The following is a 25,062-nucleotide window of genomic DNA, read 5'->3' as shown; positions in this document are numbered from 1 at the left end:
CGCCATGGTCTGAATCTTGCCTTGTTAATGCCCTACAACGCGGCTCCTTACAAAGGAGACCGAGAATGGGAAGTTTCGCTACAGAGCTGGCCTACCGAGCCGATTTGGACAAACTTTCGAAGCCTTTTAAAAGGGCACCCGTTTTGGCACTTGTGTAGAAACGCACAAAAACAGTGCAAGGGTGTTCAGGGGAGTATGGGCATGCAGGCTTTTTTATCACCGGGAATCAGGTTGTTGGGGCATTTCGGCTTCGCCCGTAAATTCCAATTGCTGTTCCTGCTTTTTATCCTGCCGCTCATGGGCAGCCTGTGGCTCATCGGCCAGGACTATCGCGACAAACTCAGCCTGATTTCCGGGGAACGCGCCGGGGTTCGTCAATTGCTGGCACTGGATAACCTCGACAACCTGCTCACCGCCCAGCGCAACCGCGCCGCCCGCTGGCGTGCCACCGAAACCAATCGGCAGCCGACACCCGCGACGCTGGCCGCCATGGCGGCGTACGATGCCGTGCAACCGGCCCTCAACCAGGCCGCCAGTGACCTGGCCAATACGCTGCAAACCGAAGGGGCCGAAGCCGATACCCTCGCCCGCTATCAAACCCTGCAAACCAGCCTCAACGGCCTGGATTCGAAAAGCCTGGGCAGCGTGGGTTGGTGGCCGGATGGCTATGACCGCTTCACCGCGGCCCTCAGCGCCCTGCAAGCGTTGCGCGAGCAGATGGTCATGGACAACCGCCTGACCCTCGCCTCCTGGTTGGAGACTTATCTGCTGACCCAGATCTCCACCCAACAGACGCCGGACCTGATCGAACGGGTCGGCCGCCTGGCCAGCGTCGGCCAGTCCTCCGTAGTATCAGGCCAGTTCACGCTGCAGAGTCGCCTGCAACTGCGGGACCTGCGCAGCCGTATCGGCGATGCCCGGGATCAACTGGTCAAGACCGGAGCACTGCTGGAAACCCGCCTGCCCAGCAACCTGCAGACCTGGGCCGGACAATTCCAAGGTAGCCTCAAGCACTTGGACGCCGGCCTGAAAGTGCTGGATGACGGCGTGTTCGGCGGCTCCATCAACCTGAAGCCGGAAGACTTCGAAAAACACATGGACGCCCTCCTCGCCGACCTGGCGACCCTGCGGCAACAATCACTGGTGGCATTGGATACGCGACTGGACCACTACCACGGTTCGGCGATTCGCCAGTTCACCCTGGTAGCGACGGTGCTGGGTTGCCTGCTGCTGGCGGCGCTGTATCTTTTTGTGTGCCTGCAAGCGTCGATCCGGCGCAGCGCCAGCGGCATCACCCTGCTGGCCGAGGCCCTGCGCGATGGCAATCTCAGCCTGCAAGTGCCGGTGCAAGGACGTGATGAACTGGCGGCCATCAGCACCGCCCTCAACGTCGCCGTGGTGCAGTTGCGCAACAGCCTGCTGGGGGTGGATCACGAGACCTTGCAGTTGAGCAATGCCGTGCGCACCCTCAATACGCACTCCAGCGGCGCCTTGGGAGAAGTCGAGGCCCAGCAGATGCAGATCAGCCAGATCGCCGCCGCCGCGACGCAACTGGCCGCCACCTCCCAGGGCGTGGCGAAGAGTTGTGAACAGGCATCTGACAGCGCCCAGCAAACCCGCCGCATCGCCGCCGACAGCAGCCGCGACAGCCAGCGCACCACGGCGAGCATCCAGCAGCTCAACCAGCGGCTCAACGAAACCGCCGCCGCACTGGGGCGGGTCAGCGAACAGGGGCAACAGATCCAACTGGTGGTCGATACCATTCGCGGCGTGGCCGAGCAGACCAATCTCCTGGCCCTCAATGCCGCCATCGAAGCGGCTCGCGCCGGGGAACAAGGGCGTGGTTTCGCGGTGGTGGCCGATGAAGTGCGCAGCCTGTCACAACGCACCCAGTCCTCCACGCAACAGATTGCCAGCACCGTCGACAGCCTGCGCGCCACGGTCAACGAGGCCGTCAGCCTGATGGAAGCCGCTTGTGGCCAGGCCCAGACCGACGCCGAAGCCGTCACCGGTCTGGGCGAACGGCTGGGAGAAATTGCCAGCGCCGTGCAAAGCGTCACCGACACCCTGGCGCAAATCGCCACCGCCGTGGATGAACAGGCCAGCACCGCCGACGAGGTCAGCGGCAATATCCAGCAGGTCGACCAGGCGGCCATGCGCTTGCTCGAAGGCGCACGGGCCGTGAACGTGGCGGCCGATACCCTGAGCCAGGGAAGCAAGGCCTTGAGTGCCAACACAGGGAGATTTCAGCTCGGCTGACAGGGATTTGCAGCGAGGATTGTTAAGCGGTTGAAAGCGCAGAGAAATATTTCAGATTTACGCTTGACACATCTTCGTTACCGGCGAATAATGCGCGCCACTTGGCTACATAGCTCAGTTGGTTAGAGCATAGCATTCATAATGCTGGGGTCCGGGGTTCAAGTCCCTGTGTAGCCACCAAGTACCGATCCATAGATGTCTACAGCAGTCTATGAATCACCTCAAGAAGCCCGCCTCGTGCGGGCTTTCTTGTTTCTGGCAGTTTCTTTCTGTCTCTCTTCATACCCCACGGCATATCCCCTCCAGATACAGAGGGGATACAGGCCAATGGGTTTATGTGGTTTCCTGGAAATCCATCTCCGGTGGCTGGCGCTGAAAGCCGCCTGTCAGCACCGCCAGATACACCACGCCAATCGCCAGCCAACTCAGGCCCAGATAGATCGCCAGGTGATCAAGGCTGACCATCAACCACACATCCGCCGCCAGACCGATAAACGGGAACAGCAGGAACAGCACCCATTCACGCAGCCCCTTCTTCTCAGCGCCGATCCAGTAGTGAAAGATCACTGACAGGTTCACCAGGCTGAACGCCAGGAATGCGCCGAAGTTGATGAACGAGGTTGAGGTGGTGACGTCCAGCTTCAGCGCCAGCAAAGCGACCACGGCACACAACAGAATGCTATTGACCGGCGTACCAAAGCGTTCATGCAGCGTGCCGAAGAACGATTTTGGCAGCACACCATCCCGGCCCATGGCGAACAACAGGCGTGAGCCACTCGCCTGGGCCGACAGCCCCGACGCGAACTGGCCGACGATCAGGCCGATCAGGAAGATCGACACGAACAGGTCACCACCAATGTTGCGGGCGATTTCATAGGCGGCCGAGTCCACGCTGTCGAACTGTAACGATGGGTGCGCGATTTGCACGAAGTACGACACACTGACAAAGATCAATCCGCCAATCAGGGTAATCAACATGATCGCTCGCGGAATGGTACGGCGTGGGTCGCGGGTTTCTTCGGTCAAGGTGCTCACCGCGTCGAACCCGAGGAATGAATAACAGGCAATGGCCGCACCGCTCATGATCAACGGCATCTGCATGTCACCGTTGAAGAATGGCTTGACCGACCACAACGGCGTGCTCGCATCACCACCGACGTAATGAATGCACAGCGCAACGAAGGCGATCAGCACCAGGAATTGCACCAGCATCAATAATGCGTTGACGCCGTTGGCCAATTTCAGGCCGACGATGTTGATCGCACTCGTGATGCCGATGAACACCAGCACCCAGAGCCACTGCGGCACGCTCGGGAATGCGGAATGGAGGTAGGCGGCGCCGATCAGCCAGATCGCCATGGGCAAGAACAGATAATCGAGCAACACCGCCCAGCCGGCGATGAAACCGAGTTTCGGGCTGATCGCCTTGCGCACGTAGCTGTAGGCCGAACCCGCGACGGGAAATGCAGTGGCCATTCGGCCGTAGCTCATGGCGGTAAAAAACATCGCCACCAGTGCCGCCAGGTAAGCGGCGGGGACCATACCGGTGGTGGATTGCGCGAGGATGCCGAAAGTGCCGAGGACAATGATGGGTGTCATATAGGCGATGCCAAACAGCACCACCGCCCCCAGTGAAAGGGTGCGTTGCAAACGAGCCATGAGCGACTACTCCGAATTTATTAGATTTATGGCAGAGCCGAGTTCGGCGCAAATTTCGGGTGCTACGTTGTTGTTCTGGTTTTTGGCCAACAGAAATGAAGGTGTTGTCGGGGTCAACGTGCGGGAATCAGCAGCTCCCGCAATCCGCAGGGGTACTCAACGATCTCTCCCGCTATTTTCAGCCGCTGATCGTCCAGATACCGATAATCACGTCGCGCCGCCTTCAGCTGATTCAGGTCCAGTTCCACGGCAAACTGCCCCTCCTCACGGCCGGCCTCGAACAGCAACTTGCCCAGCGGGTCTACCAAGGCGCTGCCACCGGCAAAGACCAACCCGCCATCACCTTCTTTTACCCGGTTGACCATCAGCGCAAACGCTTGGTTTTCCTGGGCACGCGCCATGACCGCGGTGCGGTGAGTCGGACCATAGGGGTCCATGTTGCCATTGGTGACGATCAGCAACTCGGCGCCCAATTGCGCCAAGGCTCGGGCGGTTTCCGGGAATTCGATGTCGTAACAGATCAGCAGGCCGACCCGCACGCCATTCCACTCACACGTGGCGTAGCGATCACCGGCCTCGAACACACCGCGATCCGACGCCCAGAGGTGCGTCTTGCGGTATTTCAGCGCGATGCCTTGCGGAGTGATCAGCAGGGTGGTGTTGTAGAAGCGGCCGTGGTCGTTCTCGGCGACGCCGATCACCATGGCGACGTCATGTTCGCGGGCCGCAGCAATCACCGCACTGACGGTCGGACCGTCCAGCGGTTCGGCGCTCTGGGCCACTGTCTCAAACGATGGAAATCCCATCAGGTGAGTTTCGGGAAACACGATCAATTGCGTATCGGCCGCACAGGCGGCAATCGCCTCGAGAGCGCGTTTGAGGTTGTAAGCCGTATTGTTATCACGGCCCGCAAACTGGGCGAGTTCGACTTTCATGTGTATTCCTTGTTCTTGACCAGACGGAAAGATTGCCCGGTCGTTGTCTGTGCGCCAGTATGCGCAGCAAGCCAACGGCCGGAAAATCACGCCGCTGGGGTAACCCGATAGGGGTAGGCATGACACTTTCGTTAGACGATATCGCGTGGCACCGCTCGATCGGGCAATTGATCGAGGCCTTGGACAAGCCCAATTTCTGGACGCAGCTAGTACGTTTGCTGGACCAGTACGTCCCTTTCGACAGCTGGGTCGCGCTGCTTTTCAGTGCTGATCAGCACCCGCAAGTGTTTGCCGAATGCCCGGGCGCGCACGGCAGCCCCGATCAATTGTTCCAGGATTATCTGCGAGGGTTGTATCTGCTCGATCCGTTCTACATCGCCTGTCGGGAGCAGTCGCGTAGCGGCCTGTATCGCCTGTCGGAAGTGGCACCGGAACATTTCGAGTTGACCGAATATTACCAGCGGTACTTCCGGCTGAATGTGGTGTCCGATGAAATCCAGTTCAATTGCCAGCTCGAAGACGATCGCACGCTGTGCCTGTCGTTAGGCAGCAAGCAGCGGTTCAGTGGCCAACAGATTGCCCTGCTGTCGCTGATCCAGCCCTGGGTACTCGGCCTGTTGCGCCAGCGCCTGCCGTACGAAATCAACGAAGTGGTGGCCCTCACGCCAGTATCGCCGCAAGTCGATTGGCGAGTGCAACTGGAAGCGTCCGTTCAGCAACTCAAAGGCGCACAACTGACGGCGCGGGAGTTGGATGTAGGCCGCTTGATGCTCAGTGGTTGCTCCAGCAAGGAAATTGCCCGCAAGCTGGAAATTTCTGTCGAAACAGTGAAAGTTCATAAAAAACATATGTATAGCAAACTGGGAATCAAGTCCCAGTCCGAGCTGTTTTCGATTTTTCTCCAGGCGCAGAACGCCTGACTTCTCCAAATCCCCCCGCTGATTTGCACCCCACGTCCCGCGTCGCTACAGTCGGTCTCAATATTCTTGGCCCACGGATGGAGCGACACATGCTTACAGATCTGAAACCGAACCTTCATCGCCTGTCAGCCGTTTCGTTGCTGGCTGTCGCCCTGACACTCGTCGCCTGTAAGGCCCCACCCTCCTCCACCACCACGCCTGCATTGCCTGCCCCACCGGAGATCGTCTCCGGCTACCGCACCGATCTACAGACCCGCTACGCCGACAAGCACATGGCGGCCGCAGCCAATCCGTTGGCGGCCGAGGCCGGGCGAGAGATGTTGCGACGCGGAGGCTCGGCCATCGACGCAGCCATTGCGATGCAAGCGGTGCTGACCCTGGTGGAGCCGCAATCTTCAGGCATCGGCGGCGGTGCGTTCATTGTGCTGTGGGATGGCAAGGCCGTGCGCACCTACGACGGTCGCGAAACGGCACCGGCCGGCGCCACTGAAAGACTTTTCCTGCAACCCGACGGCAAACCCATGCCGTTTACCGCCGCGCAGATCGGCGGTCGCTCGGTGGGTACACCGGGGGTATTGCGCGGACTGGAACTGGCCCACCGCAAACACGGGCGCCTGGAATGGGCGACGCTGTTCGAGCCGGCCATCGCGCTGGCGGAACAGGGCTTCGCGATCTCTCCAAGGCTGCACGCCTTGATCGCGTCCGACCCGTCGTTGCCGGGCTCACCAGACATGGCGGCGTACTTTCTCAATGCCGATGGCAGCCCGAAATCAGTCGGCACCGTGCTGAAAAACCCGGCATTGGCAGCCGTACTCAAACGCATCGCCAACGAAGGTCCCGATGCTTTGTACAACGGCCCGATTGCCGAGGAAATCGTCGCCAAGGTGCAGGGCCACGCCAACCCCGGCAGTCTTTCGCTGGACGACCTTAAGGGCTATACCGCACGGGAGCGGCCCGCGTTGTGCACTGACTACAAGCGCTGGCAAATCTGCGGCATGCCACCACCGTCTTCGGGCGGGGTTGCCGTGGCGCAGATCCTCGGGACATTGCAGGCCCTGGAACAGCGAGACAGCAACGCCGCCCTCGCCCCCTTGAAACCTCTCAAGACCGATAAACCCGCCGGCATTGAACCCACCCCCGAAGCCGTGCACCTGATCGCCGAGGCCGAGCGCCTGGCCTACGCCGACCGCGCCCAATACATCGCCGATCCGAATTTTGTAGCCGTGCCGCTCAAAGGCCTGGTCGATCAAGGTTACCTTGCCAGCCGCGCCAGCCTGATCGGCCCGCGTAGCATGGGTGTCGCCAAGCCCGGCACGCCACCGGGCATCCAGGTGGCCTACGCCCCGGACCGCTCCCCCCTGCGTATTTCCACCTCGCAAGTGGTGGCCGTGGATGACCAGGGTGGCGCGGTGTCCATGACCACCACGGTGGAGTCGGCGTTCGGCTCACATTTGATGGTCCAGGGCTTCATGCTCAATAATCAGATGACCGACTTTTCGTTCATCCCCGAAGAGAATGGGCAAAAAGTCGCCAACCGTGTCGAACCGGGCAAACGCCCTCGCTCGTCCATGGCACCGACGCTGATCTTCGATCATCAGGGTAGACTGCTGGCCACTGTCGGCTCTCCCGGCGGCTCGCAAATCATCGAATACGTCGCCAAGTCAGTGATCGGCCTGCTGGACTGGAACCTGGATCCGCAAACCGCCATCAATCTCCCCAACTTCGGCAGCCGCAATGGCCCCACCGAACTGGAGAAAGGACAGTTCAGCCCGACGCTGATCCAAGCGCTGAAAGACAAAGGCCACACTGTGAGCGAGATCGACATGAACAGCGGCACCCAGGCCATTGTCCGGATGCGTGATGCACAAGGGAAAACCTCACTGGCCGGCGGTGCGGATCCACGGCGCGAGGGTCAAGCACTGGGCGACTGATCGAACTCATCCTGCGGTTGATAGACCAGCAAGTCCGCGGGCTGACATTGCAGATAACTGCAAATGGCCTCGAGGGTCGCCAAGCGTATGCCCTTGACCTTTCCTTGTTTCAACAAGGAAAGGTTGGCTTCAGTAATGCCGATTGCAGCGGCAAGGTCCTTGGATTTGACCTTGCGCATGGCCAGCATCACATCGAGTTGAATAACGATGGGCATAAGAATCTCAAACGAATGTTCTGTTTTCTGAATCGACTTCACTGGCCTGGGACAGTATCCGGGCAATGATCGCAATACAGGCGGCAAGAAATAAAGCGACGAAAGACGGCGCAGTAATACTGAAGGTCAGCAATCGCTGGCCAACCGGCGCATTGATCGTTACCAGCAGGCTGAGAAACGGTTCGCAGATGAAGTCCAACAGCACCCACAACGCCACCGCACGACCCGCATTTCCCAGGTAGACCGCCGCTGCGGTGGAAAAGTATTGGCCTTGGGCGTAGTGCTTGAAGAGCCTGCGCAAGTTGGTGAGCCCGACCGCCAGGGCCAGCAAGGGAATGCTGGTCAGCAGTATCCCACCCAGGCATTGCCATCCCGTCAATCCCATCGCCTCTTCAGGCAGACTCGACAATTGCCGCTCGGTGAGGGCGAATCCCAGGCCGTATCGCGAGGCCGCTTCAGGATACAGCCAGGCCACAGCGTTGACGACCATCATCGCGACCATGAAAACCAGGGTGATGGCTGCCATCCGTTGGCTGTACAAGGCAAGACGATTCGAGTGCATGTGAGGCTCCAATAGAGTAAGGGAGCCCAGAACATAGCCACTAAATTATCGTAAAACAACAATTAATATGTAAAAAACAATAATAACATTCTAAGTGGAGAGCTGATTGGCAAACTGGCTCACAGCATCGACCACCTTCTTCGCTCCGTCCTGGATCTCGACGATCACCGTCCCCGCCTCGGCGGCCAGGGCCAGGCCGTGCTCGGCTTGGTGCTGGCCGTCGGTCATCAGCGCCACGGCGTTGCGCGCCATGTCCTGGTTCTGGCGGACCACGCCGACGATTTCATCGGTCGCCTGGCTGGTACGCGATGCCAGTTGACGCACCTCGTCGGCCACCACCGCAAAGCCCCGGCCCTGCTCACCGGCCCGGGCTGCCTCGATCGCGGCGTTGAGCGCCAGCAGGTTGGTCTGTTCGGCGATGCCGCTGATGGTCTTGACGATGGTACCGATCACCAGGGATTGCTCGTTCAACGCCTCGATGCCTTCGCCGGCGGTTTGCATGTGCCGGGCCAGGTCGCGCATCACGTCCACGGCCTGGGTCACCACAGTCGTGCCGCGCTGGGCGCTGTTGTCGGTTTGCAACGAAGTGCTGTAGGCAATGTTGGCTGCCTCGGCGACGGCTTTTTCCTGGTTGACCTGATCCGTGATATTGGTGGCGAACTTGACCACTTTATACAACCGCTCGTTGGCATCGAGCACGGGGTTGTAGGAGGCTTCCAGCCAGACCTCACGACCACTGCTGTCCAGGCGCTTGAAGCGGCCAGCCACGAACTCACCGCTGGTCAGCCGCTTCCAGAACTGCTGGTAGGCCGCGCTGTTGTATTCCTCAGGCTCACAAAACGTGCGGTGGTGCTTGCCCTTGATCTGCGCAAGGCTGTAACCCATGGCGTTGAGGAAGCGATCGTTGGCCGTCAGGACATGACCGCCCAGATCGAACTCGATCACCGCCGTTGAGCGCACCAGCGCGCCGATGAGGTTTTCATGTTCCCGGGAGGCCTCGATGGTGCGGGTCAGGTCATTGGCATACATCGAAAAAAAGCGGATCCGCCCGTCAGCATTTCGTACGGGCTGGAGGATCGAACGCAGCCAGGCCTCCTGGCCATTGCCCCGCAGCAGGCGCACGGCACCGGAGAAGTGCTCGCCACGGGTCAGCGCCGCCTTGAAGCGCATCTGGAATTCATTGGATTTCAGATACGCGGGAACCAGCTCATCCACAGGCCGGCCGATCAGGTCCTGGCTCTTGTAGTGCATCTCGTCGAGGAAATTCTGATTGACCGATTGAATCCGTCCATCGGCATCCAGAGTGAGGCCAAGCATTTCACGGTCCAGACTTTCCTTGACTTGCACAAGACTGGACAGTTCTTGGCGAAGAGCCAGTAGCTCCTGCTTCAGGCGGTTGTTGAACATGGGCAGCTCCGGACAGCGGAAGAATTAAATGGCTGTTCCCTTTGCCATCGGCCCGGCGTTTTTTTTCTAAAGAGCGCTGAGAGCCCCTATTGAAAATAATCCAGAGCGTCTCTCGAACCCGACAAGCCTCCCATGGTCACTGGATTGTTCTACTGTTGCGCCTGACCTTTGAAGCCCTGCCGCCATGAATACCCATAACCATAAAAACGAGGTAATTGCCGTGACCACTGACATCGAAGACAGCCGTTCCGCCCGCTTCGCCTTGCGCTGTTCCAGTTTCGCCGAGCGCTGGTTCCCCGACTCCTGGGTCTTCGCCGCGCTGGCGGTGCTGGTGGTCGCCGTGGCGACGCAATTCATCGGTGCCACGCCCACGGCAGCGGCCATGGCGTTCGGCGACGGCTTCTGGAGCCTGATCCCGTTCACCATGCAAATGGCCTTCGTGGTGATTGGCGGTTACGTGGTTGCCAGCTCGCCACCGGCCGTCAAGTTGATCGATCGCCTGGCGCGTATTCCGACCAACGGCCGCTCTGCCGTGGCGTGGGTGGCACTGATATCCATGGTCGCATCGCTGCTTAACTGGGGCCTGTCGTTGGTATTTGGCGGTTTGCTGGTGCGCGCCCTCGCCCGCCGCACCGACCTGAAGATGGATTACCGCGCCGCCGGTGCCGCCGCGTACCTGGGCCTGGGCGCGGTGTGGGCGCTGGGGTTATCTTCGTCGGCGGCGCAATTGCAGGCCAACCCGGCCAGCCTGCCGCCTTCGATCCTGTCGATTACCGGCGTCATTCCGTTCACCCAGACGATATTCCTCTGGCAGTCTGGCGTAATGCTGCTGGCGCTGATCGTGATCTCGTTGATCGTCGCCTACGCCACCGCTCCCGGCCCCAACAGCGCCCGTGACGCCGCCGCTTGCGGTATCGACCCGAGTTTCAGCATGCCGGCGTTGCAGCCCCGCACCCGCCCAGGGGAATGGCTGGAGCACAGTCCGCTGCTGACCATCGCCCTTGTGCTACTGGCCGCCGGCTGGCTATTCCATGAGTTTTCGACCAAGCCTGCGATCAGTGCCATTTCCGGGCTCAACACCTATAACTTCCTGTTCATCATGCTCGGCGCCTTGCTGCACTGGCGGCCACGCAGCTTTCTCGACGCCGTGGCCCGCGCGGTGCCGACCACCACGGGCGTGTTGATCCAGTTTCCGTTGTACGGCTCGATCGCCGCGCTGCTGACTACGGTCAAAGGCAGCGATGCCCAGACCCTGGCCCACCATATCTCGACCTTTTTCGTCCAGATCGCCTCCCATGACACCTACGCCTTGCTGATGGGCGTCTATTCGGCGGTGCTGGGCTTTTTCATTCCTTCCGGCGGCGGCAAGTGGATCATCGAAGCGCCTTACGTCATGCAGGTGGCCAACGACCTGAACTATCACCTGGGCTGGGCCGTGCAGATCTACAACGCCGCCGAAGCGCTGCCGAACCTCATCAATCCCTTCTACATGCTGCCGTTGCTGGGGGTGCTGGGACTGAAGGCCAGGGACTTGATCGGCTTTTCCTTCGTGCAGTTGCTGGTACACACGCCACTGGTGCTGGCGCTGTTGTGGGCGCTGGGGACGACATTGAGTTATCTACCGCCAGTGATGCCATAAAGCCATAAAAAAGGGCCGATATTTCCATCGGCCCACTTTTTCTTCGGCTCGGTCTGTTTCAGTATGGATACGCCCTGCTTTTGAGGGTCCCTCACGCTGAAAAGGATCTGAGCATGTTCAAACTCGCCGTACTTCCTCTTGCCGCCCTTACCCTGAGCGCCACCGTCCACGCCGCCGACGTGACCAAGATCGATGTGCAGCTGGGCAGCACCGAGCGCGTCACGCGCCTCTTCGCCTACCCCAACAACTGCAACGTCATCTGTTTTCGCGACTGGACTCTGGAGCAGACCGTCGAGCATTACCTGACCCAAAGTGTGCAGCGCGACGGCTACGCCAAGGCCAAGGTCCAGGTCACAATCGACAACGATAAGGTCTATGCCAACATCGATGGGGTGCCGAAGAGCTACGGCCAACCGCTGAAAGCGCTGCTCGACGCAGGGGACCTTGCGTACAACGGTGCCTCGAAACTCAACAGCGACAAGAAATGGTCCTACAACTGGTACCTGTTCCTGCCGCTGGGCATGGCCCTGGAAAACCGCAAGAGTGTCGAGTTGCTGCACTTCCCGCCAGATTATTCCCTGACCCAGGCCCAGGATTACCTGGAGTCGGCGACCACCGACCGTTGGGCCACGCTGCTGACCGCCAACGGCATTGCCGCTGAACAAACCCCGGCCTACCAGACCATCATCGACATCGCGCCCATCGCGGCACCGTCCAATGCTGGCAGCACGTTAGAGGGGCTCTACAGCTACTTCAACGATTACCAGACCACGATGGTCACAGAGGTCACCCAAACCGCCAGCGGCGCCGCACTACCGATGGTGGCCTTCGGAGCACCCGTTCGGAACTGGATCAAGACCCAGTACGGCCCGACCGTGAACGTGCTCGGCCTGGCAACCATCACAACTGGTAGCGGGGCCAAGGTCCCGGTCCTGGGCTCCAACCATCCAAGCTACATCTGGTACGCCGCCGACAAGGACAGCTACGACGGTGACGAAGCCAAGGCTGATGCCGCCGGCTTGAAAGTCATGGGCCAGGACCTGAGTGCTTCATGCTGGCAGGCCGGCATGGGCAGCAAGCCGGGCACCGACCCGAGCGCCCTGCTGAACCAGTGCACGCAAACCTGGCAGGTCACGCAAAAGGAAAAGACCTGCGAGCTGTTCTACACGTCCATTCGCAACCTGACGCCGGCTGATGCAGCGAAAAAATGCGAAACGCCGGCGATCAAGTCGCAACTTCCGCAGTTGAAGGTGCCTATGCCGCTGCCTGCCGAGGCGGTGTAAACCTTGAGGCGCTTCCCGCGTAAGCTTGCGCTGACACGGGAAAGCGCCTTTGGCTCCTGTCAGACTCGACAGTAGATGCGCCCTCCGACTTGGGCGAAGCTATCAAAGCTTTTTCAACGACCGCCGGCAGGATCGCCAGCGCCAGCCAGTCGAGTGTCCATCACCGACAAGGATCGTCATGAGCCTGTTCATCCGCGACAACACCTGTTCACAGCGCCGGGATTGCATCTACCCGGAAAAACAACTCAGCACCCGCCTGGGCTACCCTTCTGTGCGCGATTTTGAAGTGCACCAGACGACCGACGGGCGCGGCAACGGCATCATCATCGCCCGCAAGTCGTTCGCGCCCATGACGCGGATGTGCAGGGTGTCAGGGCTGCTGGTAAGCCGGCGACGCCTGCACACGCTGCAGATCCTGCCGGACGTGCACATGTATGACCCACGCTTCGCCGGATTGCTGCTGCACTCCTGCAACCCGAATGTATTCCTCGACATGAGCGAACTGTGGCTGTGGTCACTGGCCCGTATCGATGAAGGCGACAGCTTGACAATGGACTACGCCAGTACCGAACAGAAACTCTACCGACAGTTCGCCTGCCGGTGCGGTTCGTACAACTGTCATGGCTGGATTACCGGCTATGACGAACCGCCCAATGAGCAGGGAATGACATTTCTTCGGCACTGGCGTCGTCAGTGTCACCGCGACTGACGAGCCGGGGTCAGGGCGCGCCGACCGGACGCAGCCGATACTGCGGCGGCAATTGCTCGAAACCGCTGATCGTGGTGTCCAGGCTCTTCCAGCGTCCATCCTTGATGCCGTAGATGCAGCCATGGATCGACAGTTTCTGCCCACGGTGCCAGGCGTTCTGCACGATGCTGGTATGGCCGACGTTGGCCACCTGCTGGATCACGTTCAGCTCGCACAGGCGATCGACACGTTCCTCTTCCGTCGGCAACTGGCCCAACGCCTCGCGATGCTCGTAGTACAGGTCGCGAATCGAGCGCAGCCAGCCGTCGATCAAGCCCAGTTGGCGGTCCTGCATCGAGGCCCGCACGCCGCCACAGCCGTAATGGCCGGTGACCAGGATGTGTTTGACCTTGAGCACGTCCACCGCGTACTGGATCACCGACAGGCAGTTGAGGTCGGTGTGCAACACCACGTTGGCCACGTTGCGGTGCACGAACAGATCGCCCGGCAGCATGCCGACGATCTCGTTGGCCGGCACCCGCGCATCGGAACAACCGATCCACAGATACTCCGGGGTTTGCTGACGAGCCAGCTTGGCGAAAAAGTCAGGATCCTCCTGCTTGATCGCATCGGCCCAGCGCGCGTTGTTATCAATCAGATCTTGTAATTCGTTCATGCTGTCTAGCCTCGATAGAGAGTGCGCAACTGTGACAGACGACCGCCGGTCGAGGTCACGTCGGCGATGCATTGGAATTCCTGGCTGCGCTTCCGGTCGACACCAGTAAGGCCCACAGTACGAGGAATTGCCATGAATGATTCACGACGCCCCTTCGATGCGACGCAACCGGAACCCATCGACGACAATGAAGACCGCATGGGCTCGATGCATGAGTTGGAGTTCGACGACGAGCAGCCCAGTGCGAGAATCGGCGACGAATTGCCGGAAAACGAACGCGAACAGCTGATGCCGCGTGAACGCGTCCGTGAAGCGGGCATGACCGGCGCCTCAACGGAGGATCACGAACCGACCGACGACGACATGAGCCCGGAAACCCTCATCCGAGAAGACGGCGCCCGGGACGCCTCTGAGGCCGGCGACGACGAACGGGCCGATTGGGACCTGAGCGTAGTGGATGAAAATGACATTGGCGGGGGTGACGGGCTCGACGAAGCGGAAATGGCCGATATCGATCCGTTGGATGGCAAGCGGTAAGTGTCGATAGAGCTGCTCGCGATAGCGGTGGATCAATTTGCACTGGGGTTGAATGTGCCGCCGTCATCGCGAGCAAGCTCGCTCCCACAGGGTTTTGTGTTCGAGCGCAAATTTGATGCACACCGCCAAGCTCCCTGTGGGAGCGAGCTTGCTCGCGATGGCGGCGTTGCGGTTAACCTCGATGTGGCAAGTTCAGTCCACCAAGGTACACGCCATGACCACCGCATCTTCGCGCCCACCCACCGCCGGGTAGTAATCCCGGCGTCGGCCAATCTCGTTGAAGCCATAGCGCTCATACAGCCGGAACGCCGTGCGGTTGCTGTCGCGCACTTCCAGGAAACACTCCCGGGCCTCGGCCTTGTAGGCAATCGACATCAAGTGTTCCAGCAGGCGCAAGCCCAGGCCACGGCCCTGGTTTTCCGGTTTGACGGTAATGTTGAGCAGGTGCGCCTCATCCAGGATGATCTGCACCACGCCATGGCCCACTTGCTGCTGGCCTTCGAACATCAGCCAGATCTGGTATTTGCCCAGCCCATCGAGAAATATCCCCCGGGTCCAGGGGTGGCTGTAGGCCGCGTATTCGATCTTCAGTACAGCGTCGAGGTCCGCCTCGGTCATCGGGCGGAACGATACAGCGTCACTCATTCGATTCTTTCCAGCGCGCCATCAGCCGGCGCATGGCTTGCCAGACATCAGCCTTGCGCTGTGGCGTGTCCATTAACAGTTCCAGCCCGGGCAGTGCCCAGGCCGAGCCCAGGCCTTCGACCTGCAGTTCGCGATTGAACGCTTCGGCATCCGCCTCGCCGGCAAACTTCACCGCCGGCAGGCCGATCAGCCACAGGCACACACAGGGCTCATCTTCGAGACGCGCCGAAACAAACCCCTGGACGAAATCTCGCGCCGCTTCCGGCCCCTGGTCCATGGTGCCGCGAGACAGCAGCGGCCAACGCACCGGTTCGCCGATGATTTGCGGGCTGTCCGGCAGACCGGCGGCGCGCAGCATGTCCTTGAGCAGCAAGTAGGCCGGATCGCGGCTTTGGAACGGCTCGCCCGTGGGCAACTCCACCAGCAGCAGGCAACGTCCGGCTCGCAGCAATTGCAGGGCGAAACGCGGCGGGGCGACGTAGGGGGCCTTGGGCGGCGCCTCGACCACCTCTTCCACCGGCTTGGCATTGGTGCGGGTCGAGGCCAGGCTCGGGCGCGGCACTTCGATTTTTGGCCGCTCGGCGGCTGGCGCTGGCGGCTCGACGACCGTCTTGGCCACGGGTGCCGTCACGACCGGCGCGATGGACTCGGGCTCGGGCGCTTCCAGCAGCTCGGGCCGCGACGGGGCGGCGAACGGCAATTCGGTGCGCGGCAGCCAGTTGACCACCTGCATGGCGGTCAGATAGGCGCGGCGACGGGACTCGATAAGCAAGGGTCGGCCACTTGTGGATAACTGAAAGTGGAAGCGATTCTACCGCCCTTCGAGGCGGATCGCTTCCCTGTTGAGCCAATAGTTGATCGATTGAGCACGACAGTCCGTCCAAGGGGTGAATCGCAACCGGCTCGATGCAGTACAATCGCCGCTTTTAATTGCCAACCCGACGGCCATTGCGATGATCGAACCCAAGCGCGTCTTGCGCGCCCTCGCTGAACACTGGGCATTGCTGGAACCTTTGTGCGAGCACTTCGACCAGGGCACCCTGAGCCTCAACGAATTGCGTTCACAGCTGGCCGCCCAACAACTGGACAGCACGCCTCAGGACATCACCAGCCTGCTGGACGTGTGGATCCGCCTGGACATCCTCGTGCCGGTGGCGAAAAGCCCGAACCGTTTCGAGCTCAACGCCCAGATCCATGATTTCCTCGCCTACCTGCGCCGCGAGCACCGCCTGGGCCTGTGCCTGGAAATCGAAGCCTACCTGCGCCACCTGGAGCGCCTGGCCGGCTACATCCAGGACGCCTTCGACATTCGCGACGGCAACGACCTGGCCCGCCAGCTGCGCCTGCTGGACATGCGCGTGCGCGACGTGCTCAAGAAACTCGCCAACGATGAACAGGCCCTGGTGGCCGTGGCCGAACGGGCCAAGACCAGCGACCGGCAGATCCCGTTGCGTCAACGCTACGCCGAAGTGCTGGCGACCTGGGACGAATACGTCGAGCCGATGATCCAACTGGTGAACGCCGACGGCGCCTTCGAGCAAGGCGTGCGCAAGGTCGAGAACGTGCTGTTGCGCATGCTCACCGAACAGCAGCGCCTCGGGCACCTGGTGGACGACGACATGCTGCTGCGCACCCACGCGCGCATCCTCGAGATGCAGACCAGCGCCCAGCTGACCTTGCGCCATGCCCGCGAACTGCTGCTGCCATTGCGCGAAGAAGCCCGTCGCCACAACGCCGTGACCCGTGGCGCGGCGTTGGCCCTGGCCGCCATTCGCCGCAAGGGCATCGATGCCGTACCGCAAGCCGCCATGCCGCTGTTCACCCGGCCGCAGAGCACCTTCCTGGGCAGCGCCAGTCAGGTCGAAGCCTATGTCTACGCCCTGGCCCGTTTCGAACCCAAACCGGCGCGCTTCCCCAAGTCTCACAAGACCCACAAGGGTGGCGAAGCGCCGCGTGCGCCACGCACCGTGCGCGAGATGGTTGAGCGTTGCGAAGACGCCTTGCCGATGCCGGACCTGATGACCTGGCTGCTGGAGCAGGAACCGGACGGCGCCACCGACGAATTGCTGTACTGGTTCTCGCGCCTGTCGCGGGAAAAACGCTTCAAGCGCGAGCGTCTGGAGCGCCGCGATTATCACACTCACGAGCATCAGGTCAGCCTGCGCTCCTTCGCCCTGCTCTCGGCCGGCGACACCGCCGCCGAGGATTCTGCGAGCATCCCCCATGCATCTTGATCTATCCGAACTGTCCCAGCTGGCGCCGATCTTCCGCGAGCTGTTCAAGGGCTATCACGTCAGCCGCCGCGACCCGGAGCTGTACGCCCAACTGTCGAACTTCCAGGACCAGTACCGTACGCTGTTCAAGGCCCTGGGCTTCGAACTGGTGTGCGACACCCGTGGCTTCTACTACTTCGTGCCGGACCTGGCCGCCGCGGCGGTGAACAAGACCGCCCAGCGCCTGGCCCTGTTCACCTTCATCCTGGTGGAGCACCTGGCCGACCAGGGCCGCGACCCGATCGCCGTGCTCGACGGCGGCAGTCTGGGCCGCGATGAGCTGCCTTCGTTGCTGGAGAAATACCGCGACCTCTTCATCCAGGCCGAAGTACAGACCCAGGAAGAACTGGAAGAAAAAATCATGCGCCGCATGACCCAACTGGGTTTTGCCAGCGAAGAAAACGGCGTGTACCGCTTCCTGCCGCCGATGCACCGCTTCCTCGACGTCTGCCTGTCGGTCCAGCAGGACCGCGACCTGGCCGCCAGCCTGCACAGCGTGCTGCCGTTGCCGGCACCGGTATTGATCGACGAAGACAGCGACGAGAAGCTGCTGCAGACCGACGATCCGCTGGACCTCAGCGAATTCGAAGGTGAAAGCGAAGAAGACGCACTGGCCCGCGCCATTGCCGAAGAACAGGAGACCGACGCATGAGCAAGGAACGCTACGGCATCCGCCGCTTTGCCCTTTTGAACACCGCCGGCTACAGCCTCGGTTTGTTCCCGCTGGAAGAACCACTGTCGGTGTATGGCGCGAACAACCTGGGTAAATCCGCCTCGATCAACGCCTTGCAGTTCCCGATCCTGGCACGCATGTCGGACATGAGCTTCGGCAAGTACAGCCTGGAGCAATCCCGCCGTTTCTACTTTGCTTCGGACACCAGCTACATCCTGGTGGAAGTCGCCCTGCCCCACGGCCCGCACGTGATTGGCGTGGTCGGTCGCGGCCCCGGCGGCGGTTTCGGTCACCAGTTCTTTGCCTACGCCGGCAAACTGGACCTGGCCCACTATCAGAAAAATGACACCTGCCTGCGGCAGAAAGAGCTGTTCACCAACCTGGAACGCGAAGGCCTGAAAGCCTACGAACTCAAGCCGGATGAACTGCGCCGGCTGTTGGTGGGTGGTCATACGTCCATTCCGCTGGACCTGACGCTGATCCCGCTGCGCTCCACCAGCGAGCAAAGCCTCAAGACCTTCCGCGCGCTGTTTATCAACCTGCTGCACATGCGCGAAATCACCGCGGCCAAGCTCAAGCAGCTGTTCCTCGATGCGTTCGAGCACAGCCTGCGCTCCGGCAGCGTGGACTACATCGCCGCGTGCGAAGAAGCCTTCCGCGATGTGCGTCGCATGGAGCAGGACTACAACTCCCTGGTGGCGGCCGGGCCGCTGGTGGAAGCCCTGGCCAATGGCGTGAAGCAGCGCGATATCCTGCGCGGCAAATTGCATCGTCTCTCGCCGTTGCTCGATTCGTTGCTGGGCACCTGGTCGGACTACGCCAGTGCGCGTAAGGAAGAGCTGACCATTCAGGCCGAACACTACCGCAACGAACAGGATTCGCTGCAGAACGACCAGCGCGGCGGCACTCAGGAGCTGATGCGTCTGGAGCGGGAAATCAGCGGCATCCAGCGCTGGCTCGGCGAGCTGTCGGTGCTCAAGCACCGGTTTGCCCTGGTAGATGACGTCAAGGTCCTGGAGCAGCAACTGCTCGCCGCCAAGGACGCCCACGACGAACTGGCCGGCGCCCTGGCCCAGTCCCGGCAGTTCAGCGCCGAAGACCTGGAAGAGCGCCTGCGGGACCTGGAAAAACGCCTGAAGTCGGTCAAGCAGCAACTCGATCACGCCGACAACAACAGCTACGCCCGCCTGCGCGAAGAGTTCTCGCAGCAGGACGTCGAACGCCTGATGCGCCTGTTCAACAGCGCCCTGTTCAGCCTGCCATTGGGTGAGCACGGCATTGCGCTGGACGAGAACGGCGAGTGGGTCAAATCCATGGAGCTGATTCTCGACGGCTTCAAGGGTGAACGTTTCGAAGTGCCGGGTCTGTCCATCGACCTGTCCCACATCGAGCCGCCCGCCCTGCAAGCCCTGGCTGACCGGGCCGCGCTGCGGGACCAGAAAGAGCGCCTGGAAAAAGAACTCAAGCAGCTCAAGACCCAACAAGCCGTGGCCGCCGACCGCGCCGCGAGCAAGACCCAGACCGAGGCGCTGTACCAGCAGGTGCTGGACGCACAGAAAGCCCTGGAAGACTTCCGCCGCAGCCAGACCCTGAGCGCCGAAGAAGGCGAAAAGCTCGAGCAATTGGCGCAGATGGAAGCCGCCCAGGACGAACTCAAGCGCTCCAGCGATGCCTTCACCGAACGCGTCCAGCAGTTGTCCGCCAAGTTGCAACTGGTGGGCCGGCAGATCGCCGACATGGAAGCCAAGCAACGCACCCTCGACGACGCCCTGCGCCGTCGTCAATTGCTGCCGGCGGACCTGCCCTTCGGCACGCCGTTCATGGACCCGGTCGACGATTCCATGGACAACCTGCTGCCGCTGCTCAATGACTATCAGGACAGCTGGCAAGGGCTGCTGCGGGTCGACGGCCAGATTGAAGCGCTGTATGCCCAGGTGCGCCTCAAGGGCGTGGCCAAGTTCGACAGCGAAGACGACATGGAGCGACGTCTGCAGTTGCTGATCAACGCCTATGCCCACCGCACCGACGAGGCCCTGACCCTGGGCAAGGCGCGCCGTGCGGCCGTGACCGACATCGCCCGGACCCTGCGCAACATCCGCAGCGACTACGACAGCCTCGAGCACCAACTGGCGCTGTTCAACCGCGAGATCAACAAGCGTCAGGTGTCCAACCTGCAGAGCTTCCGGATCGTCCTGGCGCCGAACAAGGAAGCGCTCAAGCACATCGACCAGATCATCCACAGTGCCGGCCAGTACGAGGAAGGCGAGACGCTGTCGGTGTTCGACCTCAGCCAGAGCGCCGAGCAGGACAACAAGAACGAAGAGGCCAAGGAATACCTGGCGCGGTTGGTGGCGGCGAACCACAACCAGCTCGGCCTCAAGGACCTGTTCGAACTGGCGTTCGAGATCACTAAGGTCAACGGCCAGCCCGTGATCCACACCGACATCGACGGCGCGGCGTCCAACGGCACCACCATGACCATCAAGGCGCTGACCAACATGTACTTGTTGCTGCACCTGATGGACCGCGAACAGGCCGGCCGCGTGCGCCTGCCGTACTACCTGGACGAAGCGGCAGACATCGACGAGAAAAACCAGGCCGCCCTGCTGGAAACCAGCCTGCAACTGGGCTTCGTGCCGATCCTCGCCAGTGTGAAGCCGCAAGTCTGCGCCAGTGTTGCCATCGACCTGGAAGGCGGCAGCGGCCCGAACGGCATCTACATCGACGAAGCGGACTGGAAATACATCCGTCGTCACGATGCGGTGAAGGCCACGGTGAATGTCCAGGCCGATGAGCCGGAGCTGGATCCGGTGTGAGGTGAATAGCCGGACATGAAAAAGGCCGCGATCCAAATGGACCGCGGCCTTTTTTTATTGCGCTAGTTTTGAGTCTTCAGTGCGAGGGATGGCCTCATCGCGAGCAAGCTTGCTCCCACATTGGAATGCTTTGGATGGACGATCCTGCATTCCTGTGGGAGCGAGCTTGCTCGCGATGGCGCCAGAACAGACTAGCGCCATCCCATTTACTTACCGAGACTGATCTTCGGCGCCCAGGTCAGCCATTCATCTTCGAATTTATCGAACAACGGGAACGTCTGCTCCGGCCGGGCCGGATTGCCCATGCGTTCACCGTCCGGCGTTGCGAACGCAATGCCACCCTGGATCAGCGTTTCAAGCGACTCGGTTCGCACCGTCGCGCCCTTGAACAGACCGAAGTCCAAACCGAAGCCACTGCTATTCCAGAAACGTGTGCCGCTGCGCACCAGTGGTGCATATTTGGGTTCGATCAGGATATGGATCAGTACCCGGTCCGCCGTCTGGCCCAGTTCATAACCGGTGACCTTGCCCACCGTGATCTCGCGATAAGTGACCGGCACGCCGATCTTCAACGAACCACGGCGTGCCGCGCTCAGCACCAGGCTCAGACCCGCTTCGGGTACAGCGCTTTCCGGTGGGTTGGCCAGGGCGACGAAGCTTTTCTGTGGCCCGAGGTTTTTCGCCGAAGGCTGCACTTCAATGTATTGGCCGGTGACCAGCGTCTCCAGGTTGGAGGTCTTCATCAACCCCAGCTCAGGCTTGACCACCCAGAACAGGGACCCGACCCGGGCGATACGCTCCGGCACTTCGGTGATACGCGCCGTGAGCAGCACCGATTGCATGTCGGCGCTGAGATCGACATCTTCGATCTTGCCCACATCCAGGCCTTTGAAACGGATCGGCGTACCGCTGCGCAAGCCATCGGCGCGGTCGACCTTGATCGTCACGACCGTGCCCTTCTGTTGTGCGGCTTCGCGATCTGCATGCAAACGAAAGCGTGGGATGCGCCTTTTCAACGGCACGTTCGGCTCCGGCGTTTCGAAGGCGATCCCGCCGGCCATCAGGCTTTGCAGGGACTCGCTCTTGACCTGTATCCCGCCGGTCAAGCCGCCCGTGAGGGTAACGCCGCTGGCGTTCCAGAATCGCGTCGAGCCGTTGACCAGTCCTTCGTATTCCTTCTCGATATGCACGCCGATGATCAGTTGCTTTTTCTTGCGAGAAAACTGGTAGCTCTGCACCGATCCGACCTTGACCTGCTTGTAGAGAATCGGGCTACCGACCTCGAGCGATCCGAGGTTCTCCGTCAACAGGACCAGATGCAGTCCCGGTGAACGCAGGTCCAACGGTGGTGCCTTCGCCCTGGCTTCAAACTCGCGTTGCGGCGCTCCACCCTTGTCGCCGGGACGCACGGCAATGTAGTTGCCCTTGACCAGCGCCTCCAGGCCAGTGATGCCCGCCAGGGAAATCGACGGCTTGACGACCCAAAACTGAGCGCCGGCCACCAGATAATCTTCAGCCAACGGATCGAGGGTCAACTCCGCGCTGGCGCTGGACAGGTCCGGGTCGACTTTCAAAGTCTTCAGGCTGCCGACCTGGATGCCCTTGTACATCACCGGCGTACGGCCAGCCTGCAACCCTTCGAAGTCGCTGAGCTTGACCTTGACGCGAATCCCCGCGGCGGCGGCATCGAAATCTTCGTACAGACGAAACGGCAGGCTTGGGTCCGTAGGTGGACTGTCTTTACGGTTTTCCGGCGTAGCAAACGCGATACCTCCCGCCACGATGCTGGCCAAGGACTCGCTGCGCACTTTGACGCCCGAGAGGTTGGCATCGATGCTGATGCCACTGGCGTTCCAGAAACGCGTGTGTTTACGCACCAGGCTGGCGTAGGTCGGCTCGATGAAGACTTTGATTTCGACAGTGCGCTGATCTTCGGACAGCAGGTAGCTTTTCACCTGACCGACCTGGATCTGCTTGTAGAACACCGGACTGCCACGGTCGAGCGAGCCCAGGCGGTCAGCCTTGAGGGTCAGGTGCAAACCCGGCTTGGCGTCCGACAGCGGCGGCTCTTCGGCCAAGGCCTTGAACTTGCGCGTCGACTCGCCTTCACCCGGACTGATCGCCACGTAGTTACCCGACACCAGGGTTTCCAGGCCTGTGATCCCGGCCAGGCTCACGCTCGGCTTGACCAGCCAGAAACGTGTGCCGGTCTTGAGATACTGCTCGACGTCCTTGTTCATCTCGACCGTCGCGACCACGCCCTTGGAACTGCCTTCGTCATCGAGCGTGAGCGCCTTCACTTTACCGACCGTCATCCCTTTGTAGACGACTTCGGTTTTGTTGACCTGGATGCCCTCGCCACTCTCAAAGCGCACAGTGATCTCGATTCCGGTCTCGTTATATGCCCGCCAGCCGAGCCAGCCGCCGATGATCAATGCAATCAGCGGCAAGACCCAGATAGCAGACCAGTTCGAAGCCGGTCGGGTTTTAGCGGTAGGCAAATCAGTCATGGTCGTTATCCGACTCCGTGTTATCCCAAATCAGTCGGGGATCGAAGGTTACTGCGGCAATCATTGTCAAAATCACTACGCTGGCGAAAGCAATCGCGCCGAGACCGGCTTCGACACTGGCCAGTCGCCCAAAATTCACCACCGCGACCAGAATGGCGATCACGAAAATATCCAACATCGACCAACGCCCGATGAACTCGATAAAACGGTACATAAGGATGCGTTGCCGCGCCGACATGGGCTGGTGCCGCTGTACGGAAAACAATAACAAAGCGATGCCCACCAGCTTGAAGGTGGGTACAAGGATACTGGCGATGAACACCACCGCGGCGATAGGAATCATGCCGTGGTGAACCAACTCGATGACGCCGGCCATGATGGTGCTCGGGGCGCCCTGGCCCAGCGAGTTGATGGTCATGATCGGCAGCATATTGGCCGGGATATAAAGAATCGCGGCCGTGATCAGCAATGCCCAGGTTCGCATCAAGCTGTTCGGCCGACGGGGGTGAACCAGTGCGCCACAGCGAGTACAGGTTTGGTTGTCGGTTTCGACGTCTTGCCGATTCAACTCATGGCATTCCGTACAAACCAGAATGCCGGCATCAATCGCCCTCATGGGCATCTTCTCCTGATAACGCCTGCCAGATCTGATGCGGTGACATCACCACCTCCAGCCAGACCTGGACCAGCAACAAACTGATGAAGCACACCAAGCCAAGGCCTACGGTGATGGCCGCCATGTCTGCCAATTTGACGATGGCCACCAGCACGCCCATGAGGTAAACCTCGAGCATCCCCCAATCGCGTAGATGGTGATAAATGCGGTACAGCAACAAACCGTAGCTACGGCCAAGGTCCAAGCGAATGGTCAGCAGCACAGCCAACTGACAAAGCAACTTGAGCAACGGAATACCCATGCTGCACAGGAACACAACTACCGAGACGCCTTGCATGCCGGTATCGAACAGACCCACTACCCCACTCCAAACGGTGTCCTGGGAGGTCTGTCCAAGCAGATTGAGTTGCATGATGGGTAAGAAGTTGGCCGGCACGTATAACAGCAGGGCGGCGATCACCAACGCAAGACTGCGTTCGACTACATTGTGCCGGTGAGCATAAAGTTCATAACCGCAGCGGGGGCACTCGGCTTTCTCGCCATGGGACAGTTGGGGCTTGCGCATCAACAAGTCGCACTCATGACACGCCACCAGTTCGCCCAGGGGTAGATCTGGCAACCTATCAGTGTCTGACGGATCGGGCATAAACAGCTCTGGCTCAGCTAAGGTGGGGCTATTCTAGTGCTCCAGCTCGAAAATAACTGTGCAAATTTATCACGAGCTTTCGCAGACTTTTATGACGGGCAAAACAAAACCCCTACCTGCATCAGCAGATAGGGGTTTCGGAATTTAATCTTGACGATGACCTACTCTCACA

General features: G+C 60.6%; 20 protein-coding genes, 1 tRNA gene and 2 pseudogenes. 11 read left to right on the top strand and 12 right to left on the bottom strand.

The window, feature by feature from the left end; all coding sequences use genetic code 11:
- Nucleotides 1-201 precede the first annotated feature (201 nt).
- A complete protein-coding gene (locus AC3A5O_RS21460) occupies nucleotides 202-2,259 on the top strand; it encodes a methyl-accepting chemotaxis protein (RefSeq protein ID WP_487753695.1) in 2,058 nt (685 codons plus the stop codon).
- A 103-nt stretch (nucleotides 2,260-2,362) separates the two neighbouring features.
- A tRNA-Met gene (locus AC3A5O_RS21455) sits at nucleotides 2,363-2,439 on the top strand.
- A 153-nt stretch (nucleotides 2,440-2,592) separates the two neighbouring features.
- On the opposite strand, the gene AC3A5O_RS21450 is transcribed toward AC3A5O_RS21455, so the two are convergent.
- Together AC3A5O_RS21450 and AC3A5O_RS21445 are read right to left on the bottom strand one after the other, a co-directional pair.
- Entirely contained in the window at nucleotides 2,593-3,918 is a 1,326-nt protein-coding gene (locus AC3A5O_RS21450; protein WP_305468497.1) for an APC family permease, read from the bottom strand.
- Between the two features lie 113 nt (nucleotides 3,919-4,031).
- The gene (locus AC3A5O_RS21445) at nucleotides 4,032-4,853 is read right to left on the bottom strand and encodes a carbon-nitrogen hydrolase family protein (protein ID WP_487753694.1); all 822 of its coding nucleotides are present in this window, start codon (nucleotides 4,851-4,853) and stop codon (nucleotides 4,032-4,034) included.
- A gap of 119 nt (nucleotides 4,854-4,972) precedes the next feature.
- On the opposite strand from AC3A5O_RS21445, the gene AC3A5O_RS21440 reads away from it, so the two are divergent.
- Nucleotides 4,973-5,773, top strand: coding sequence for a helix-turn-helix transcriptional regulator (locus tag AC3A5O_RS21440; protein WP_305468499.1), 801 nt, complete (start codon nucleotides 4,973-4,975; stop codon nucleotides 5,771-5,773).
- Nucleotides 5,774-5,862: 89 nt separating this feature from the next.
- Complete coding sequence (gene ggt / locus AC3A5O_RS21435) at nucleotides 5,863-7,704, top strand: gamma-glutamyltransferase (RefSeq protein WP_487753693.1); 1,842 nt, start codon at nucleotides 5,863-5,865, stop codon at nucleotides 7,702-7,704.
- Here ggt and AC3A5O_RS21430 read toward each other — a convergent pair.
- From AC3A5O_RS21430 to AC3A5O_RS21415, 4 genes and pseudogenes are all read right to left on the bottom strand, one after another.
- Nucleotides 7,686-7,919: a helix-turn-helix domain-containing protein gene (locus AC3A5O_RS21430; RefSeq protein ID WP_122564726.1), complete on the bottom strand. Its 234-nt coding sequence runs from the start codon at nucleotides 7,917-7,919 to the stop codon at nucleotides 7,686-7,688. The two genes, ggt and AC3A5O_RS21430, sit on opposite strands and share 19 nt — an antisense overlap.
- Nucleotides 7,920-7,926: 7 nt before the next feature.
- Nucleotides 7,927-8,481: a DUF2975 domain-containing protein gene (locus tag AC3A5O_RS21425; protein ID WP_305468503.1), complete on the bottom strand. Its 555-nt coding sequence runs from the start codon at nucleotides 8,479-8,481 to the stop codon at nucleotides 7,927-7,929.
- Nucleotides 8,482-8,571: 90 nt separating this feature from the next.
- Nucleotides 8,572-9,003: pseudogene (locus AC3A5O_RS21420) on the bottom strand (methyl-accepting chemotaxis protein); the annotation flags it as partial.
- 108 nt (nucleotides 9,004-9,111) lie between these two features.
- Nucleotides 9,112-9,798, bottom strand: a pseudogene (locus tag AC3A5O_RS21415) (PAS domain-containing protein); the annotation flags it as partial.
- Nucleotides 9,799-10,072: 274 nt separating this feature from the next.
- Between AC3A5O_RS21415 and AC3A5O_RS21410 the strand changes: the two are divergent.
- The 3 genes from AC3A5O_RS21410 (at nucleotide 10,073) to AC3A5O_RS21400 (ending at nucleotide 13,519) form a co-directional block, all read left to right on the top strand.
- Nucleotides 10,073-11,527 (top strand): short-chain fatty acid transporter, encoded by a 1,455-nt coding sequence (locus AC3A5O_RS21410; protein ID WP_205929564.1) that lies wholly within the window; start codon nucleotides 10,073-10,075, stop codon nucleotides 11,525-11,527.
- Nucleotides 11,528-11,640: 113 nt separating this feature from the next.
- A complete protein-coding gene (locus tag AC3A5O_RS21405) occupies nucleotides 11,641-12,810 on the top strand; it encodes a hypothetical protein (protein WP_305468506.1) in 1,170 nt (389 codons plus the stop codon).
- A gap of 178 nt (nucleotides 12,811-12,988) precedes the next feature.
- On the top strand, nucleotides 12,989-13,519 hold the full coding sequence (locus AC3A5O_RS21400) for an SET domain-containing protein (RefSeq protein WP_122564730.1): 531 nt from the start codon (nucleotides 12,989-12,991) through the stop codon (nucleotides 13,517-13,519).
- 10 nt (nucleotides 13,520-13,529) lie between these two features.
- Here AC3A5O_RS21400 and can read toward each other — a convergent pair whose 3' ends face one another.
- Nucleotides 13,530-14,174 (bottom strand): carbonate dehydratase, encoded by a 645-nt coding sequence (can, locus tag AC3A5O_RS21395; RefSeq protein WP_003185433.1) that lies wholly within the window; start codon nucleotides 14,172-14,174, stop codon nucleotides 13,530-13,532.
- A 132-nt stretch (nucleotides 14,175-14,306) separates the two neighbouring features.
- Here can and AC3A5O_RS21390 point away from each other — a divergent pair, with 132 nt between their 5' ends.
- Nucleotides 14,307-14,711, top strand: coding sequence for a serine kinase/phosphatase (locus tag AC3A5O_RS21390; protein WP_305468507.1), 405 nt, complete (start codon nucleotides 14,307-14,309; stop codon nucleotides 14,709-14,711).
- Nucleotides 14,712-14,903: 192 nt separating this feature from the next.
- On the opposite strand, the gene rimI is transcribed toward AC3A5O_RS21390, so the two are convergent.
- Together rimI and AC3A5O_RS21380 are read right to left on the bottom strand one after the other, a co-directional pair.
- Nucleotides 14,904-15,356: a ribosomal protein S18-alanine N-acetyltransferase gene (rimI, locus tag AC3A5O_RS21385; RefSeq protein WP_003205585.1), complete on the bottom strand. Its 453-nt coding sequence runs from the start codon at nucleotides 15,354-15,356 to the stop codon at nucleotides 14,904-14,906.
- Complete coding sequence (locus tag AC3A5O_RS21380; protein ID WP_122564732.1) at nucleotides 15,349-16,128, bottom strand: energy transducer TonB; 780 nt, start codon at nucleotides 16,126-16,128, stop codon at nucleotides 15,349-15,351. Before AC3A5O_RS21380 ends, rimI begins: the two co-directional genes overlap by 8 nt.
- Nucleotides 16,129-16,309: 181 nt before the next feature.
- Between AC3A5O_RS21380 and mksB the strand changes: the two genes are divergently transcribed.
- Genes mksB through mksF form a run of 3 tightly spaced genes read left to right on the top strand, consistent with a single transcriptional unit; the run spans nucleotide 16,310 to nucleotide 21,118 of the window.
- Entirely contained in the window at nucleotides 16,310-17,590 is a 1,281-nt protein-coding gene (mksB, locus tag AC3A5O_RS21375; RefSeq protein ID WP_063325220.1) for an Mks condensin complex protein MksB, read from the top strand.
- Complete coding sequence (gene mksE, locus AC3A5O_RS21370; protein WP_014340217.1) at nucleotides 17,580-18,281, top strand: Mks condensin complex protein MksE; 702 nt, start codon at nucleotides 17,580-17,582, stop codon at nucleotides 18,279-18,281. Before mksB ends, mksE begins: the two co-directional genes overlap by 11 nt.
- Complete coding sequence (gene mksF / locus AC3A5O_RS21365; RefSeq protein WP_003205592.1) at nucleotides 18,278-21,118, top strand: Mks condensin complex protein MksF; 2,841 nt, start codon at nucleotides 18,278-18,280, stop codon at nucleotides 21,116-21,118. Before mksE ends, mksF begins: the two co-directional genes overlap by 4 nt.
- A gap of 206 nt (nucleotides 21,119-21,324) precedes the next feature.
- Here the strand turns inward: mksF and AC3A5O_RS21360 are convergent, their stop codons facing one another.
- The 3 genes from AC3A5O_RS21360 to AC3A5O_RS21350 are packed head-to-tail and all read right to left on the bottom strand — an operon-like array spanning nucleotide 21,325 to nucleotide 24,890.
- Nucleotides 21,325-23,628, bottom strand: a complete 2,304-nt coding sequence (locus AC3A5O_RS21360) for a PqiB family protein (RefSeq protein ID WP_305468508.1) — start codon at nucleotides 23,626-23,628, stop codon at nucleotides 21,325-21,327.
- A complete protein-coding gene (locus tag AC3A5O_RS21355; RefSeq protein ID WP_305468510.1) occupies nucleotides 23,621-24,244 on the bottom strand; it encodes a paraquat-inducible protein A in 624 nt (207 codons plus the stop codon). Before AC3A5O_RS21355 ends, AC3A5O_RS21360 begins: the two co-directional genes overlap by 8 nt.
- Complete coding sequence (locus tag AC3A5O_RS21350; protein WP_305468511.1) at nucleotides 24,231-24,890, bottom strand: paraquat-inducible protein A; 660 nt, start codon at nucleotides 24,888-24,890, stop codon at nucleotides 24,231-24,233. The genes AC3A5O_RS21355 and AC3A5O_RS21350 overlap by 14 nt, the downstream gene beginning before the upstream one ends.
- Nucleotides 24,891-25,062 lie beyond the last annotated feature (172 nt).

The sequence above is a fragment of the Pseudomonas sp. Soil_N_39 genome, from assembly GCF_057655955.1.
This window is presented reverse-complemented; position numbering and strand designations above follow the sequence as displayed.